The 16,719-nt window shown below is 34.2% G+C and carries 17 protein-coding genes and 2 pseudogenes; 4 read left to right on the forward strand and 15 right to left on the reverse strand.

Annotation, left to right across the window (positions count from 1 at the left end):
- Positions 1–4: 4 nt before the first annotated feature.
- Together QYS49_RS10165 and QYS49_RS10170 are read left to right on the forward strand one after the other, a co-directional pair.
- Positions 5–433: a hypothetical protein gene (locus QYS49_RS10165; RefSeq protein WP_308347122.1), complete on the forward strand. Its 429-nt coding sequence runs from the start codon at positions 5–7 to the stop codon at positions 431–433.
- A 57-nt stretch (positions 434–490) separates the two neighbouring features.
- Complete coding sequence (locus tag QYS49_RS10170) at positions 491–1,132, forward strand: alpha/beta hydrolase (protein WP_308347123.1); 642 nt, start codon at positions 491–493, stop codon at positions 1,130–1,132.
- On the opposite strand, the gene QYS49_RS10175 is transcribed toward QYS49_RS10170, so the two are convergent.
- On the reverse strand, positions 1,119–1,889 hold the full coding sequence (locus tag QYS49_RS10175) for a polyprenol monophosphomannose synthase (protein ID WP_308347124.1): 771 nt from the start codon (positions 1,887–1,889) through the stop codon (positions 1,119–1,121). The genes QYS49_RS10170 and QYS49_RS10175 overlap by 14 nt on opposite strands.
- Positions 1,890–1,957: 68 nt before the next feature.
- Between QYS49_RS10175 and QYS49_RS10180 the strand changes: the two genes are divergently transcribed.
- Complete coding sequence (locus QYS49_RS10180; RefSeq protein ID WP_308347125.1) at positions 1,958–2,473, forward strand: D-glycero-alpha-D-manno-heptose-1,7-bisphosphate 7-phosphatase; 516 nt, start codon at positions 1,958–1,960, stop codon at positions 2,471–2,473.
- Here the strand turns inward: QYS49_RS10180 and purB are convergent.
- Entirely contained in the window at positions 2,470–3,813 is a 1,344-nt protein-coding gene (gene purB, locus QYS49_RS10185; RefSeq protein ID WP_308347126.1) for an adenylosuccinate lyase, read from the reverse strand. The genes QYS49_RS10180 and purB overlap by 4 nt on opposite strands.
- Before the next feature lie 70 nt (positions 3,814–3,883).
- The gene (locus tag QYS49_RS10190) at positions 3,884–4,165 is read right to left on the reverse strand and encodes a DUF3817 domain-containing protein (RefSeq protein WP_308347127.1); all 282 of its coding nucleotides are present in this window, start codon (positions 4,163–4,165) and stop codon (positions 3,884–3,886) included.
- 143 nt (positions 4,166–4,308) lie between these two features.
- On the opposite strand from QYS49_RS10190, the gene QYS49_RS10195 reads away from it, so the two are divergent.
- The gene (locus tag QYS49_RS10195) at positions 4,309–4,695 is read left to right on the forward strand and encodes a DUF3127 domain-containing protein (RefSeq protein ID WP_308347128.1); all 387 of its coding nucleotides are present in this window, start codon (positions 4,309–4,311) and stop codon (positions 4,693–4,695) included.
- 85 nt (positions 4,696–4,780) lie between these two features.
- Here the strand turns inward: QYS49_RS10195 and QYS49_RS10200 are convergent, their stop codons facing one another.
- From QYS49_RS10200 to QYS49_RS10250, 12 genes and pseudogenes are all read right to left on the reverse strand, one after another.
- Complete coding sequence (locus tag QYS49_RS10200; protein WP_308347129.1) at positions 4,781–5,713, reverse strand: D-2-hydroxyacid dehydrogenase; 933 nt, start codon at positions 5,711–5,713, stop codon at positions 4,781–4,783.
- A gap of 9 nt (positions 5,714–5,722) precedes the next feature.
- Positions 5,723–6,625: an RluA family pseudouridine synthase gene (locus QYS49_RS10205; protein ID WP_308347130.1), complete on the reverse strand. Its 903-nt coding sequence runs from the start codon at positions 6,623–6,625 to the stop codon at positions 5,723–5,725.
- Positions 6,626–6,769: 144 nt separating this feature from the next.
- Positions 6,770–7,891 carry a signal peptidase I gene (gene lepB / locus QYS49_RS10210; RefSeq protein WP_308347131.1) on the reverse strand — a complete coding sequence of 374 codons (1,122 nt, stop codon included), beginning with the start codon at positions 7,889–7,891 and terminating at the stop codon, positions 6,770–6,772.
- Positions 7,892–7,894: 3 nt separating this feature from the next.
- Positions 7,895–8,605 (reverse strand): 4-hydroxy-tetrahydrodipicolinate reductase, encoded by a 711-nt coding sequence (dapB, locus tag QYS49_RS10215; protein WP_308347132.1) that lies wholly within the window; start codon positions 8,603–8,605, stop codon positions 7,895–7,897.
- Positions 8,606–8,706: 101 nt separating this feature from the next.
- A pseudogene (locus tag QYS49_RS19050) lies at positions 8,707–9,102 on the reverse strand (DUF5683 domain-containing protein); the annotation flags it as partial.
- A 12-nt stretch (positions 9,103–9,114) separates the two neighbouring features.
- Entirely contained in the window at positions 9,115–9,312 is a 198-nt protein-coding gene (locus tag QYS49_RS10220; RefSeq protein ID WP_308347133.1) for a hypothetical protein, read from the reverse strand.
- 1 nt (position 9,313) lies between these two features.
- Positions 9,314–10,228: a ParB/RepB/Spo0J family partition protein gene (locus tag QYS49_RS10225; RefSeq protein WP_308347134.1), complete on the reverse strand. Its 915-nt coding sequence runs from the start codon at positions 10,226–10,228 to the stop codon at positions 9,314–9,316.
- A gap of 3 nt (positions 10,229–10,231) precedes the next feature.
- Positions 10,232–11,005 carry a ParA family protein gene (locus QYS49_RS10230; protein WP_308347135.1) on the reverse strand — a complete coding sequence of 258 codons (774 nt, stop codon included), beginning with the start codon at positions 11,003–11,005 and terminating at the stop codon, positions 10,232–10,234.
- 180 nt (positions 11,006–11,185) lie between these two features.
- A complete protein-coding gene (locus QYS49_RS10235; RefSeq protein ID WP_308347136.1) occupies positions 11,186–12,241 on the reverse strand; it encodes an NAD(P)H-dependent glycerol-3-phosphate dehydrogenase in 1,056 nt (351 codons plus the stop codon).
- A pseudogene (locus tag QYS49_RS10240) lies at positions 12,219–13,905 on the reverse strand (1-acyl-sn-glycerol-3-phosphate acyltransferase). The gene QYS49_RS10235 and the pseudogene QYS49_RS10240 overlap by 23 nt, the downstream one beginning before the upstream one ends.
- A 6-nt stretch (positions 13,906–13,911) precedes the next feature.
- Positions 13,912–15,069, reverse strand: a complete 1,158-nt coding sequence (locus QYS49_RS10245) for a cystathionine gamma-synthase (RefSeq protein WP_308347137.1) — start codon at positions 15,067–15,069, stop codon at positions 13,912–13,914.
- Positions 15,070–15,105: 36 nt separating this feature from the next.
- Positions 15,106–16,719, reverse strand: a complete 1,614-nt coding sequence (locus QYS49_RS10250) for a mechanosensitive ion channel family protein (RefSeq protein WP_308347138.1) — start codon at positions 16,717–16,719, stop codon at positions 15,106–15,108.

Below are 16,719 nucleotides of genomic sequence, written 5' to 3' on the forward strand. Positions count from 1 at the left end.
TTATATGAAAAAGCTAATCTTTGCATTAGGAATTATTTTAGTGACGACATCAATTAGTCAATCATATGCTCAATGTAACACAGAAAAGCATATAGAAGCTTGTATTCCTAAATTACAATCAGGCTTCACTTTTTTGAAAAGTTATAATATAGATGGTCAAGGTGGAGCAAAAGACAAAGTGGAGTATTCTTATGTGTTTACAAAAGGAGCTACTTATCAAATAATGATTTGTAATGATGGTGAAGCAACTGATGGGATCGTATTAACATTATATGATTCAAGTAGAAAAAAAGTGGCCTCTACAAAATATGAGGGTTCTACTCTTTCTAGTATTGCTTTTCCATGTCAAGTAACTGGTATTTATTATATTACATTTACATTTGAAGGCAGTACCAATCATTGTGGCGGTAGTGTTCTCGGTTTCAAACGATAATCTAATTTTATAATCTAAATATTGTGAGCAGGCCAATTAGGTCTGCTTTTTTCATTTATGCGTAATACTGTTATCTTTCCTCACGAAGCTGTCTTTTATCAATCTGCTACAGTAACATCTCAAACAAAAGAAATTTGGTTTGTATTACATGGTTATGGTCAGCTCGCACAATATTTCATTCGTAAATTCAAAGCCATTTCCACTGATAATAGGGTGATTATTGCACCAGGAGGACTTTCACGTTTTTATTTAGATGGATTTTCAGGAAGAGTAGGGAGCACATGGATGACAAAAGAAGAAAGATTATTGGATATCGATAATTATATAAAATATCTTAATTCAGTAGCTGATGAGATTTTACAGGAGGCTTCAAATGACATCAAAATTACACTCTTGGGTTTTTCTCAAGGCTCGGCCACTGTTTGCAGATGGGTAGAAAAATTAACATTTCCATTTGATAGATTAATACTTCATTCTGGTGCTTTCCCTCCTGATATTGATTTTACTGGATTGGGAGATAAATTAAAAGCTAAAGAAGTTTTTATGTTGAGAGGAAATGAGGATGAATTTATCAATGAGGAAAGAAAAAAGGATCAGAGATCTTTAATTGAAAAGCTGAGTGTTGATGTGAAGGAAATAGAGTTTGAGGGAAAGCATGATATTCATATCGATTCCCTAAAACAAATTATTGGACACTAGCTTTCTGTGTTGAAACAGGATTATTTGCTTGCTTATATTTTTTAAACCAACTTCTTATTTTCAATTGGATAACCCCAATTATGGCTTCTTTAAAGATCTTTTTTGACATTTTTGAAGTCCCTTTGCTGCGGTCTGTAAAAATAATAGGCACTTCTTCAATTCCAAACCCATGTTTCCAGGCCTTGAATTTCATTTCAATTTGGAATGCATACCCGATGAATTTGATCTTATCTAGTTCAATAGTTTCTAAAACCGATCGATGATAGCAAATAAATCCAGCTGTGGCATCAAAAACTGGTAAGCCTGTAATGAAACGAACATACTTACTTGCCAAATAGGACATTAAAACCCTACCCATCGGCCAATTTACAACATTTACACCGGTTTTGTATCGAGAACCAATAGTGAGTTGAACATCTTCTTTTTGACATGATTTCAACATCTCTAGGAGATCTAATGGATTGTGAGAGAAATCAGCATCCATTTCAAAAATGTATTGGTAATTATGCTTTAAGGCATATTTAAAACCTTCAATATATGCAGTTCCTAAACCTAACTTGCCTGACCTTTCGATAATATGTAATTGTTCTTCATATTCATCTTGCAATGACCTTACAATTTCGGCTGTTCCATCTGGTGAATTATCATCAATGATGAGAATTTCAAATCTTGTAGACAATAGAAAAACAGCACGAATAATATCCTCTATATTTTCGCACTCATTATATGTTGGTATGATGACTAAATTCTCTTTCATAAATCCAAATGAACTTCAAAACTATAAAATCTTTTCAGATATTGCAGACCAATTAATAAAAGAATTTGATGCGATTACATAAATGTATTTTTTTAGACAGGGATGGTGTTTTAAATAGAGAAAGAGGAGAATATACATATAAACTCAGTGATTTTGAAATTTTATCTGGAGTGAAAGAAGGATTGGAGATTACGAAAAAATCAGGTTATTTATTAATTGTAATTACAAATCAAGCGGGTATAGCGAAAGGAATTTATAACACAGATGATGTTCTGAAATGTCATTCTTATCTGCAGGCCCATATAGGAGATTTAATAGATGATATTTATTTCTGCCCTCATCATCCTGTTACCACTGAATCATTGCTAAGAAAGCCTGATAGCCTTATGTTGGAGAAGGCTATAGCAAAGTGGGAGGTTGATACTGATAAATCTTATATGATTGGAGATTCTTTACGCGACATACAAGCTGCTGAGAAAGTTGGAGTAAAAGGAATTTTGGTAGGTGAGAAAGATTCGAATAATTCGACTGCACCCAAGGCTAAAAACCTTTTGGATGCAGTCAATAAATTCATTGTGAGTTAGATCCCCGTATAATTAAAAGGTGTGATATCTTTCAATTCATTTTTAATTGAATCCGATACTTCTAAACTATCGATGAATTCCGAAATTGTGTTCTGAGTAATCTTTTCATTCTTACGAGTCAAAGCTTTCAGTGCCTCATATGGTGCAGGATAAGCCTCTCTTCTTAAAACAGTTTGAATGGCTTCAGCCACCACTGCCCAATTTTCAGTCAAATCATGTTCAATAGCTGCTGGGTTTAATTCTAATTTCCCTAAGCCCTTTTTTAATGATTCAAAAGCAATTAATCCGTGTGCAAGTGGAACGCCAATATTTCGTAAAACTGTAGAGTCTGTTAAATCTCTTTGCAATCTTGAAATGGGGAGTTTTGCAGATAAATGCTCTAAAATAGCATTAGCAATTCCCAAATTGCCTTCTGCATTTTCGAAATCAATTGGATTTACTTTATGTGGCATCGCAGATGAGCCTACTTCATCTTTAGCTATTTTTTGTTTAAAGTAATTCATGCTTACATACTGCCAAACATCTTTACTTAAATCCATTAGAATAGTATTCAATCGTTTGAACGAATCAAACCGAGCGGCTAAATGATCGTAATGCTCAATTTGTGTAGTAGGTTCAGAACGCTTGAGTCCTAAATATTTTTCGCAGAAATTATTGCCAAATGCTCTCCAGTCAATATTAGGATAGGCAACATGATGAGCATTAAAATTACCAGTAGCACCACCAAATTTGGCAGCAAAAGGGATGTTGTTTTCTAATTTAAGCTGTTCCGCTAGTCGTACATCAAATACTGCAATTTCTTTACCTAATCTGGTTGGAGAAGCAGGCTGTCCATGTGTTTTAGCCAACATAGGGACATCTTTCCAATCATTGGCGTAACTACCAAGTATCTCTTTAATTTCGTTTAAAAAAGGTAAGTAAACCTTTTCTGTTGCATCTTTTAATAAAAGAGGGGTGGCCGTATTATTAATATCTTGAGATGTTAATCCAAAATGGATAAATTCTTTTTGAGCACCAATTCCTAAATCATCAAATTTTTGTTTTAGGAAATACTCTACTGCTTTTACATCATGATTAGTGGTCTTTTCAATCTTTTTAATCACCAAAGCATCTTCCTCATTGAAATTAGAAACTAGTTCCCTCATTTTAGGAAAAAGAGCATGATCAAATTCTTTAAGTTGTGGAAGCGGTAATTCACAAAGCGCAATGAAATATTCTACTTCAACATGTACTCTGTATTTAATTAATGCCCATTCTGAAAAATAGGGGGCAAGAGATTGAGTTTTATTTCTGTAGCGTCCGTCAATAGGAGCAATAGCACTTAAAGTAGTTAAATCCATGGGCTGTAAAATTTAAAGGTGCAAATATAAGGAATTTAAGCTTTTGGACTTAGTTATTGTGGAATAGTATTCAGCTTTCTAGCTTTCTAAACCATTTCCAATCAGCATAAAAAGTACCAAATGGAATTAAAGAAGCGGCTAGGGATAAAAGTGTAAGTTTCATGGTCCAATTTCTTTTGATTGCTATATATAGCACCAATCCACAAAAGCCAATAAATAAAACGCCATGCGCCATCCCTACATAATAATTAGGCTGTGGCATTTCCATCATATATTTCAATGGCATAGTAACACCAAGCAGTAAATAGGAAATACCTTCTAAAATGGCTAGAACTCTTAAATTTTTTATCATGATAATTTGTTGTAAATATTGGAATGCAAAGAAAGTACTGACTGTTTTGTAAACCAATATTTTTAGTGTTTAAAATCAGAAATTGATTAGGTGAGGGAAATTTATTTTAACATTTTTGTGCCTCAATTAACAAAATTACTTCAATGGAATTAAAAGGAAAAGTGGTAGATATTCTACCTGAGGAAAAAGGGCAAGGTAAAAACGGTGAATGGAGAAAGCAATCTTATATTTTCGAAACACAGGAGCAATATCCAAAGAAAGTTTGTGCTGAAGTTTGGGGAGATAAAATAGATGGTTTTAATATCAAGCAGGGAGAAGAACTAACAGCTAAAATTAATATTGATAGCAGGGAATTTAATGGTAAGTGGTATACCAATGTAAAAATATGGGCTGTAGATAGAGCTTCAGATGGAAATGTAGGGGGTATTCCAAATTCACAAAATGATAATATGCCACCACAATCATCAGGAAGTGCTAGCGGACCTCAAGAAACACCACCTCCAAGCGAGGATGATGAATTGCCTTTTTGATTCTGGAATCTTTCAGTAGTAAAAACCTGTCAGTTTTAAGCTAATAGATTGTTTAAAAATCTGACAGGTTTGATAATTTCAAGGCTTAGTATCCCTTTTCAGTATCGACCATTAATTTATGATCTTCCCCAGCTTTAATGGCCTCATATGCTAACTTAAAGCTTTGTTTTACATCTTCTAATAAAGTAATGCCCGAGATATGGGGAGTTACGATACACTTTGGATGTTCCCATAATGGGGAATCTTGTGGTAAAGGTTCTTCTTTAAAGACATCTAAAATCGCTTGTCGAATGTGTTTTTGGTCTAAAGCCTTAATTAAATCGTCTTCATTCACTGAAGTTCCTCTACCAATATTGAGAAAAAGAACGTTTTCAAGTTTTGAGAAGAAGTCTATATTGAATAGATTTTGAGTTTCTTTGGTTGCAGGAAGTGTGTTGATAATGATGGAATTAGCTTCAAGGTTTCCCATATCTAAATTATCAAAAGGTAAACACACATCAAAGAACTCTTTGTTTTTGCCATTAGTATTTACACCTACAATGTTTTTTACCATTGGTTGAAGTACTTGAGCTATGTCGGTGCTAATGTTTCCAGTTCCGAACAGGATTACGCTTTGCTTGGACAAAGACTTAGGAATTACTTGTTCCCAGGTTTTAGAGGCTTGGTTTATTTTGTATAAATCAGATTTATATAAATCTTGTAAGATATAGGTCAAGCAGTATTCCGACATTCTTTGCCCCATCTTTCCTTTAGTTTTTGTTAAGGTGCACTGCTCAGGAAGTTTTAATTTCATGAAGCTGTCGACACCCGCACCAAAGGAATGAATCCATTCTAAATGGTTAATATCCATTTTAAAGAGGAAATTGAACCCAGCTACATATTGTGCTTTTGGAAGTAACTTGGCTACATCTTCTTTGTCTTTTGCGAGCAAACAATTTAGCTCAGGATATTCTTTAGAGATGAAAGCTTGAAATCCTTCTGCTAGATGACCATATGTAAGAATATTTTTTTTAGGCATGATTTTGATTTAACCTTTTGCAACTAAATTTCGGAAATTAGAAGGAGGAACTAACTCAAACTTTAAATGTTCACCGCTAATTGGATGTTTAAGTTCCATTAAATTGGCGTGTAATGCAACTCTCGCCAACGGATTTTTCCTTGCTGTATATTTTTTATCTCCTGTAACTGGGTAACCAAAATGTGCCATTTGAACCCTAATTTGATTTTTAAAACCAGTTTCAAGCTTAAACTCAAGCATTGAATAGGCATTACTTTGTTTTAGCAATTTGAAATGTGTGATTGCAGAAGTTGCATTATTAGGAGTATCTACAATGAAAACTTCATTGTGTTTATTGCTTCTTAAATAATTTTTTAAGGTGTGTGATGTTTCTTTAACTTTTCCTTCTACAATAGCCACATATTTTCGGTCAATTATAAAATCTTCCCAATGATTCTGTAGTTGCTCTTGCAATTCTTTGCTTTTGGCAAATAATAATATTCCAGAAACCTCCCTTTCTAATCTGTGGATTATATAGACCTTATTTCTAGGATCAATGGCTTCCATATGCTCTTTTAATATCTGGACAGCATTTTTTGTTTTCTCCTTCAAAGAAGCAACGGAGAGTAAACCAGCTTCTTTTTCAATCGCAATCAAATGCTGATCTTCATAGATAATATTCAGCTTCTGAAGTTTGATTTTTTTTGATGGCTTCGCCCAATTGATCTGGATTTCATCTCCTTTTTTAAGTGGATGATTAAATTGGGTAATCACATCACCGTTGATTCTAATTTGCCCACCACCCATTACGGATTTCAATAAAGCTTTTTTCTTGTTTGGATATGCTGCAGAAAGGTGCTTTAATAATTCAGTGTCTTCCTCAATTATGTAGCTATTAAGCTCCTGATTAGATGGGCTTGATTTTTTGTTCATAACGTAAAATTCCGTATAAGAAATGACCTTTACAAGTCAAATATTTGAATATCAATTAAAAACCCTCTCAAATTAAATTTAAGAGGGTTTTTAAAATATTTGTTTTAAATTTTTATAGGTATTCTGTCTTTTGTGTCTTTTTATTTAATTAATTCCAGTAAATAAACGTTCCCATCTGATTTTATTAAAGAAGGATTCATTAGGATCCATACTCATCCAGATGAATAAAGCTTTACCCACCACGTGATCTTTAGGAACAAAACCCCAAAAACGGCTATCCCATGAGTTATGACGATTATCTCCCATCATAAAGAAATAATCTTGTGAAAAAGTATACTCAGCTACTTCTTTTCCATCTATATAAAGCTTATCATTTTTGATTTGAACGTCTTCTAAATGTTCATAGTAGCGAAGGACATCTCCATACATAAGTAAATTTTTATGATTGATTTTTATGGTTTGTCCTTCTTTAGGTACTTCTATAGGACCATAAAAATCTTTATTCCAACTGGTTTCTGGAGTCTTTGGGAAAGTAGCTGGGTCAACATCACTGCTGTCTGTACTTAATATTTTTCCATTTTTATAAGTAGGAGAGAAGATGATATCATTTACAAAAGGAAGTGATTTCATTTTTTCTATTTCCTTAGGTTCTGCATGAACCCTATAGCCATAGCCTGGCTCATATATTTTATCCCAAATATTATAATCCTCAAAAACTCTATCTCTTATGGTTTGATCAGTTTTAATGAAATAGCTAAATTGTATATCCTCCGGAACAAATGCTTTTTCATCATTGATATACAACTCTGCACTTTTGACTTGTAATTTATCACCAGGAAGCCCTACACATCTTTTAATATAATATTCTCTTAAATCAAGCGGATACTGTAATTCCTCAGGGTAATTGAAAACAACTGCATCGTTTCTTTTTACTTCACTAAAGCCAGGAAATCTGTATTGAGGCAATTGAATCCAATCTAAGTAAGCAGGGACATCTTCAGTTCCGTAAAATCTTCTATGTGTTAAAGGAAGTTGTAAGGGCGTTTTAGGTGTTCGGGGCCCGTAATGTAACTTACTTACAAATAGATAGTCACCCACTAATAAGGTGCCTTCCATTGATGGAGTAGGAATTACAAAAGCTTCCAAAGTAGCCCATCTGATTAAAGTAGCTGCTATTACGGCAAATACCAATGCATCTACCCATTCTCTAACTTTAGATTTTGGTTTAGCTGGTTTTTTCTTTTTATTGAAAAATGGAATATTCATTTTCTAAAGTTTTAAGAAGTCATCAATTTTTACTATTCCTTTTTGATCAGGAAGCCATTCAGCTACTAATACAGCACCTTGAACAAATCCATCTCTACTATAAGCTTCATGTTCAATACTGATCTGATCAACTTCTGATTTATACGTGATTTTATGAGTTCCAGGTATTTCGCCTAATCTTTCGGAAGCGATTGGGATTTCACCTTCTTCTGTTTTAGCTTCATTTTTCCAAGCACTATATTTATCATGCTCCTCAATAATGCCTTCAGCTAAGGTGATTGCTGTTCCACTAGGCGCATCTTTTTTATGCGTATGATGCACTTCTATCATGGAAGGTTTATATTGATTTTGTGGGCTGATTAATTTGGCTAAAAACTTATTCAATTTAAAAAATAGATTTACGCCTATTGAAAAGTTTGAAGCATAAAGAAAAGTACCATTATTCTTTTTACAGATTTCCTCAATTTCCGGCATTTTATCCAACCAACCTGTTGTGCCTGATAAGATAGGTAGATTATTCTCAAGGCAGAATTTAATATTATCAAAAGCGGAGTCAGGGTGGGTGAATTCTATTGCAACATCAGCTTGCTCGGCTAATGTTGGCATTAAAGTATCGTTAACATCAACGGTAGCCACTAAGCTATGCCCTCTTTTGATGGCAAATTCTTCAATGGCTTGCCCCATTTTTCCATGACCAATTAAAAGTATTTTCATGTGTATTTTATATCTTATTTTATTGTCACATGGAATCTTTGATTAAAAATTAAATTTGTTTGGATTTAATATTAGAAATTTAATTTTTAATGTCGATTTCATTATTTTAATCTAAAATTTAATGATAAGCCTGCATGCATATTGCTGTAAGGGCTGCTTTGAATGCTTGGTTTTATATTTAAACTCAAATCTTGATTAATATTGAACTCTCTTAGGTGAGCATCTACTGTAGCATCCACTATTTGAAGTACATAAAATAAACCTGATAGTATAATCCAATAATCCCGATCTCTTTTGTATCTTTCAATCAGCCTTTGAGTTCGATCTTCATCGAAACCTAAATTAGTAAAGTCTGTTATTTCATCATTATTTGTATCATCTCCATCTATAATATTAAAGTTAATATTCCTAAATAATAGATAGTTTTGATGATTAGTCTTGATTTGATAGGCCGCTAAAGCCCCTAAAGCATAAACAATTGGAATTTTCCAATATTTCTCATTATAAAACTAACCCATACCTGGAACTATAGCGGAATATAAAGTCGCTAACCTTGGTGAGTGAGTTGTGTCTTGCATTTGGAAAGTTTCAATCTTGCCATTTTCATCACCAAGTTTTAAAAAGGTGGAGTCTGTCGGTTGGATTTCCTGCCCATTTGAAACCAGGTTAAATGATACTAGAATGATGAGGGTTAAAAAAATTCGCATTTTATAATTCAACTGAAAGAATGTCTAAAATCCTGTTTAAATCATCCTTTGATAAAAACGGTATCTTAATTTCTCCTTTATTATTTTTGTCGATCTTCATCCCAATTTTTGTGCCAAAATGAGAAGATAGCTTGCTTTGAACTTGCTTAGCTTCATATGGCATTTCACTTTTAGCTGGCTTTTCCTTTTCACTAGATTCTCCACTAGTCAATTCTCTTACTAATGCTTCTACCTTTCTAACAGATAAGTCATCCTGTAAGATCCTTTTGAAAACATCCAATTGCTTATCCACATCATCAATATTGATAATGGCACGTGCATGTCCCATGCTAATTCGTTTGTCACGAATAGCTAATTGAATATCAGGTGGAAGTTTTAATAATCTTAAATAATTATTAACAGTAGTTCTGTTTTTACCAACACGATCCCCTAATTGTTCTTGCTTTAAATCACATTCAGTCAACAATCTTTGATAACTAAGCGCAATCTCAATAGAGTTTAGATTCTCTCTTTGGATGTTCTCAATCAATGCCATTTCTAGCATTTGCTGATCGTCCGCCATGCGGATATAAGCCGGAATGGATTTAAGACCTGCTAATTTGGAAGCCTGTGTTCTTCTTTCCCCTGAAATCAGTTGATAACTATCTTTGCTTAGCTTTCTAACTGTTATGGGTTGAATGATACCTTGAACCTTAATTGATTCTGCTAGCTCTTCTAAAGCTTGTTTATCAAAGTCAGTTCGAGGTTGAAAAGGATTCACCTCTATTTGTTCTAATGGAATTTCGTTAATAGAAGCCCCACTTGAGATGTCAGTAATATCTCTACTTTCTTTATTAGAAGATTTTTGGTCAGTGTTAGAATCTTCTAAAAGAGCGCCTAAGCCTCTTCCTAATGCTTTTCTTGGTTTCTTCGCCATCCGCTATTTTCCTAATCCGTTATTGTTAATAATTTCTTTTGCTAAATTTAAATAGCTAATTGCTCCTTTGCTTTCAGCATCGTGGGCAATAGCTGGTAATCCAAAACTTGGAGATTCGCTCAATTTAATATTCCTAGGAATCAAAGTTTCAAATACCATTTTACTAAAATGCTGTTTTACCTCATCCACCACTTGGTTTGATAGGTTTAAACGCACATCATACATGGTTAATAATATTCCTTCGATTTCCAATTCTTTGTTCAAACGTGTTTGGATAATCTTAATTGTATTGAGCAATTTACCTAATCCTTCCAATGCAAAATATTCGCACTGAACAGGTATGATAACTGAGTCAGCAGCTGTTAGGGCATTGATTGTGATCAATCCTAAAGAAGGAGAGCAATCAATAATTATGAAATCATATTTTTTACGCACTTTCTTAAGTGCAGTACGCATTCTTTCTTCTCGGTTTTTAATATTTACCATTTCAACTTCAGCTCCCACTAAGTTGATATGAGACGGTAAAATATGCAAGTAATCTAAATCAGTTTCCACTATGATGTCCTGAGCATCAACCTCATCCACCATACATTCGTATATGCTGTTTTCGATTTCTTTTGGGTTGTAACCTATTCCAGAAGTAGAATTGGCCTGTGGGTCGGCATCAACAATCAGCGTTTTATATTCTAAAGCAGCCAAACTTGCTGCAAGATTAATAGCTGATGTGGTTTTACCTACTCCTCCTTTTTGATTAGCAATTGCAATTACTTTACCCATATTTATTTAAATTTTAGCTTTAAAAAGTTAATCGGTAAGCTGATTTTTATTGCTTTGGCTTTTTCAAAATATTGAAGAATCGAGCAAGTTTCTATTTCAGCTTCCAAATTTTTTAGCGAACCACAAAGATAAAATTTTATATGAGAAATAGAATGGATTTTTAATTTGCTTTAGAAGGAATTATATAAAATCCACATCTACATTAAGCGGATATTTCATTAAATATTGTACAGCTTCTTCCATTGTAAGTCCTTCAAACAGCACTCTATGCAATATTTCAGTTATTGGGGCGCGAACCTTAAAACTTTCTGCAATTTTTTTAGCAATCATGATGGTATTTACTCCTTCCGCAACTTCTTGCATATCTCCCAAAATATCACCTAAGCTTTCGCCTTCAGCCAATCGTCTCCCAACGGTGAAGTTTCTACTTAAAGTAGAGTGGGAGGTAGCCATTAAATCGCCTATTCCTGCTAGTCCTATAAATGATCGAACATCTCCACCTAATGCTTTGCCTAAGTAAATCATTTCCGCCATTCCTCGGCTAATCAATAATGAGCGAGCATTTTCTCCTAAGCCTAATCCTGTTAATGCACCTGAAGCTATTGCTATTATATTTTTTAAAACTCCACAAAGTTCAATTCCTATTAAATCTGGATTTCCATACACTTGAAACCGATCACTTCGCAGTAATTGCTGTCCTAATTGGATTACTTCATTGAAAGGACTGGCCACTACTGTAGCTGCAGGCAATCCTTGAGCAATTTCTTTTGCCAAATTAGGCCCTGCAAGACATCCAACTCTCACCACAACGCTTTCATCCATGATAAGCTCACTCATAGTTTTAATATGATGTCTTTCAAGAACCTGCATATTATCCAATGTTTTGCCTTCAGGCAGATTTAGGTTTAAACCTTTTGTTCCATGGATTAAAATATGATAAGGATGAAGAAAGGGAGAAAGACTTTTCATCATCTCTCTAAAATTTGCTGAAGGAACCACTGGAAAAATGATATCGCAGGTTTTCGCTAATTGTTCCAAATCATCAATAGCTTTTATATTTTGATGAATTGGATAACTGTTCCATTCTCTTTTTTGGTTGATGCTCTCTAGTGCTTCAGGATTTCTGGCATAGAGTAACACTTTAGAATTTTCAGCTAAAAGATTAGCCACAGAAAGTCCGAAACTTCCAGCTCCTACAACACCTATCGGTTTTTCAAACATGTTTTTCGAGGCCATATCCGTCTAATCTGTTTCTGTAAAAATATAGAAGATTCATATCCATTGTGGTAATATTTCCATCTTCATTTTTAATCAAAGGTCTTTTGGAATGATACATTCCTAAATTTAATAAGCCATGTTTGATGACATTATCAATATTATCTTCCATATGTTCGGCTTGAGACATTCTACCTTCTTTAATCCTTTCTTCAATTTTGTTTTTTATTTTCTGACAAGCACTTCTAAATTCATTATAGGAAATCACCAAGTCTTCTTCTGGTAGTCGCAATAAAGAGAATAAATCAAGTTTTTTGTTTTTCTTATTAATAATTTCAAAGGCAACAAAAGCAATTAAGTGGCTTGAAAATACTCTAGCGATTTTGCTATATTGTTCCACAATCTTTTTGGAAAGCATTCTAGTGTATTCAGCCTCCCGCTGTTTATTTACCGTAATTTTATCTTGAAAAACGAAATAATCCTTGGGCTGAATCTCTCTTCCCTTGGAATCAAAACTTCTACCCTCATCATCTACTTTATTTCCCAAAATATCCATTGGTTCTCCTATGGAAACTGAAATGTCAGAGCCTTTTGTGAAGAATTTAAATAAAAATGTGATGATTTTATAAGAGGAAGAAAACTCGTCATTTTCTACATAATAGCGCTCTTGACCACGTTTCTCCAGGTATTGACGAATGAGGCTTGGAGCCTCTAAAACGAAGTGGTAATTCAAACTTGCTGGAACTATGAAAATCTTTTCAGCCTCATTTCCATACTCTTGGTAATTAGACCTTTGTGCTTCTATTGCGGTGCCTAAAAGTCCTAATTTCAGCTCTTTTTCAACTTTACCATCTCTGGAACGTGTTCCGCCAGGGAAAAATAAGCTTTGGCACCCTTTTTTCAAGGCTAAGGCAGAATAGGATTTTAGGGTCTCCAGATAAATCATATTCTTTTTTCGTCTATCCACTTTGTAGGCGCCTAAACTATTCATGAAATAAGATATGATACTGATGTTAAATAAATTAAGACCCGCACCATAAATCATTGGAGGCAAACCTAGTGTGTATATTACCCAACCAATCAAGATAGAATCTAGGTTGCTGGAATGAGTTGGTACCATAACTACAGTCCCTTTTTTGGCTAAAGTACGTAGTTTTTCAACTTCTCCATTAATCTGGATTTTATCATTCATGGTGAGTTCATTACTCCAAAAACCACCTAATTTTTTTATTCTCGCAGCATTTAATAATCTATTGAAACCAAAAGTTGCAACACTTCTTGCAAATCTATAATGGCTTGTATTAAAGTTTCCAGCAATTTCATAAGCATAGCGCTCAATTATGCTTCGAAGAATGTTGTTTGATTTGTCTTCATCTTTTGCTTTCTGTTGAGAAATTTCTAGGAGTTCATTCTTTTACTTTTCCCCAAAATTGATGTTCATCATCAGGGTCAACTTTCCATGGAGTCTGTCTAATTCTAGCTTTTTCCTTGTATAAAGTTGTTTCTAGCTCTTCAATTAGGGCTGTTTTATTTCGAGTATTACTCTTGATGCGCCCATAAGCTTCTTCTACTACTTCTTTTAGGAATTCTTTTTTATGACGACTCAATTGCACCACGGGCCATTCGCGAGGTCCTGGTAAAATTGGTTCATATTTTCTTTTGCTTCTGTAGCGCTTTAGCTTCATTTCAATTTATGATAATGCTTGCTTTAAATCTTGAATTAAATCCTCTAAATCTTCAACTCCAACGCTCAATCGAATTAGAGAATCGGATAGTCCTATTTTATCCCGCTCGGCTTTTGGTATGCTGGCATGCGTCATTGTTGCAGGATGTCCACTTAATGATTCAACTCCTCCCAATGATTCTGCTAAAGTAAACAGCTCAAATTTCTTTAAGATTTCTGTAGCTGCAGCTACAGAATTTTCTTTTAAACTAAAAGAAATCATTCCTCCGAAATCATGCATTTGCCTACTTGCAATATCATGATTTGGATGTGATTTAAATCCTGGCCAAAATACTTTGTCTACTTTAGGATGTGATTTTAAGAAGTTTGCTACTCCAGCTCCGTTTTCACAATGCCTTTGCATTCTGAGGTGTAAAGTTTTGATTCCTCTTAAAACTAAGAAACAGTCTTGCGGACCGGGTACAGCACCACTTGCTTTTTGAATAAATGCTAATTTTTCAGATAATTCTTTATTGTTTGTAGCCAATGCCCCCATAATTACATCCGAATGCCCGGCTATATATTTAGTTAAAGAATGCATGACTAGATCCGCACCTAAATCCAAAGGATTCTGCAAGTAAGGAGTAGAGAAAGTGTTATCAACACATAGTAACACATTGCTTTTCTTGGCAATATTTGCAGCGGTCTTTATGTCAATGATATTCATCATTGGGTTGGTAGGAGTTTCTACCCAAATCAATTTAGTTTTTTCTGTGATATGTTTTTCGATATTTGAAGCTTCTAACATATCAATGAAATGAAAATGAATGCCGAAGTCTTGAAATATTTGAGTGAAGATTCTGTAAGTTCCACCATAAAGGTCATTAGTGCTAATTACCTCATCACCCGGTTTTAATGTTTTGATAACAGCATCTATTGCAGCAAGTCCAGAGGCAAAGCAATGTCCATAATCTGCATTTTCCAAAGCCGCAATGCTTTTTTCTAAAGCTTCACGAGTGGGGTTTTGTGAACGACTGTAATCATAGCCTTTATGCTCTCCTGGAGATGATTGAACATAAGTAGAGGTCTGATAAATAGGAGTCATGATGGCTCCAGTTGCTGAGTCAGGCTCAACACCAGCATGTATGGCTTTGGTACCAAATCTGTACTTATTGGACTTACTCATAACTTTCTATTTTAATTATTGATTTAAAATTAGAATTTATTTTGGATTTGAAGGAGGGAACAAGTTTTTCAACTTTTCCGACACCTGATTTTTTTCTTGGTATTCAGGAGATAACGAGGGCTGCCCAGGGAAGTTTTCCATATGCAAAGTTTGCGTTGGGAAAGCAAAATTGATCCCTAGTTCCTTGGCTAATTTCATTATGCTCAACAATAATTCTTCTTTATATTTCAATTCTTCTCCCCAAGTTGGTACATCAAGAAAAACATAAAACATGATGTCTAGAGAATAGGCAGACATATTATTAAAATAGATATTGTAAAAATCTTTCCAGGTTTTTGGGTGGTCATCAACTATCTTCTTCAAGCCTTCAGTAAATGCTTCAATTAGATGTGGTGGAGTGTCATAAGTAATAGTAATAGTGGTGTAAAATCTTCTGTATTTTCTTAAACCATGATTATCCACCGCCATATCAGCTAACTTGCCATTTGGTACAGTAATCAATGAGTTTCTGAATGTCCTTACTCTTGTTGAACGAAAACCAACTTCCTCTACAGTTCCATCAATATCACCTGCAGTTACCCAATCGCCAATTTGAAATGGCTTGTCAAATAGAATCATTAATGAGCCAAAGAAATTTTTGATGGTATCTTGCGCTGCTAAAGCAAAAGCCAAACCACCAATTGAGATACCTGCAAGAAGGGCAGTAATATCAAATCTTAAATTGTTGAGGATATACAGGAAACCAATAATAATGACGAAGATTTTCAATACTCTCTTAAGGATAGGGACAATCTGGTCGTCCATTGTAGTTTCAGTTTGGGCAGCTTTCTTCATCATGTATTCGCCCAAAATATCCACTAATTTGTAAGCCATCATGGTACCAAAAAGCGGTAATAATGCCCTTAGCAATAAAATAAAATAATGATTGAAGGTAATAGGTAGCTGTAAGACAGGAATCATGATGATTAAAATTCCAACAATAATTAAGAGACTAAATGGTCTTGCTACGGGCATAATATAATCATGCGCAATATTTCCATAGCCTTTGTTTTTCAGTAATTGATAAATTAACCAATCAAAAAACCAGCTTAATATTTTATGAATTAGCACGCAAATAACAATTAAAATCAGAATGCTAATATATTGCCAGGTATGTAGTCCTAAGATTTTCTGAGCACCCATTTTGGGCAAAATATTCATTAATTTGTCAGTGCCGAATGGATAAACTTGTTGATGTAGTTCTTGTACCTTATTAATAGTCTTTTTACTGAAATACCATTTTTCATCACTTTTTTCAAGGTAAATTTGAGGGAATTCAAATTCAGATAAATAGTATCTTTTGAGGCCGGAGGAATCAGAGTAGTTTGGGTTTTCTGGAATTTCATCTATTTCGATCAAAACACCAGCCCCATCCAATACTTGCTTGAGCTGGGTAATGATTAACTCAGCATCTTTCCCTTTGAGGTATTCAGGATTTAGCGTTTTTGATGCAATTTGTGGATGAAAATCATCTTCCTGCAGGTTTTGTAGAAAGGTATTGACTGTTGCTTTTGGAGATGATAAACTATTGGGGGGTAAAGTATTAGCATCTTCATTTTGACTAAAAGAACTATAGGAAAAAAATATAAATAGTATTAAAAAATATCTCAT

Source organism: Marivirga salinae (assembly GCF_030503855.1).
GTDB lineage: Bacteria > Bacteroidota > Bacteroidia > Cytophagales > Cyclobacteriaceae > Marivirga > Marivirga salinarum.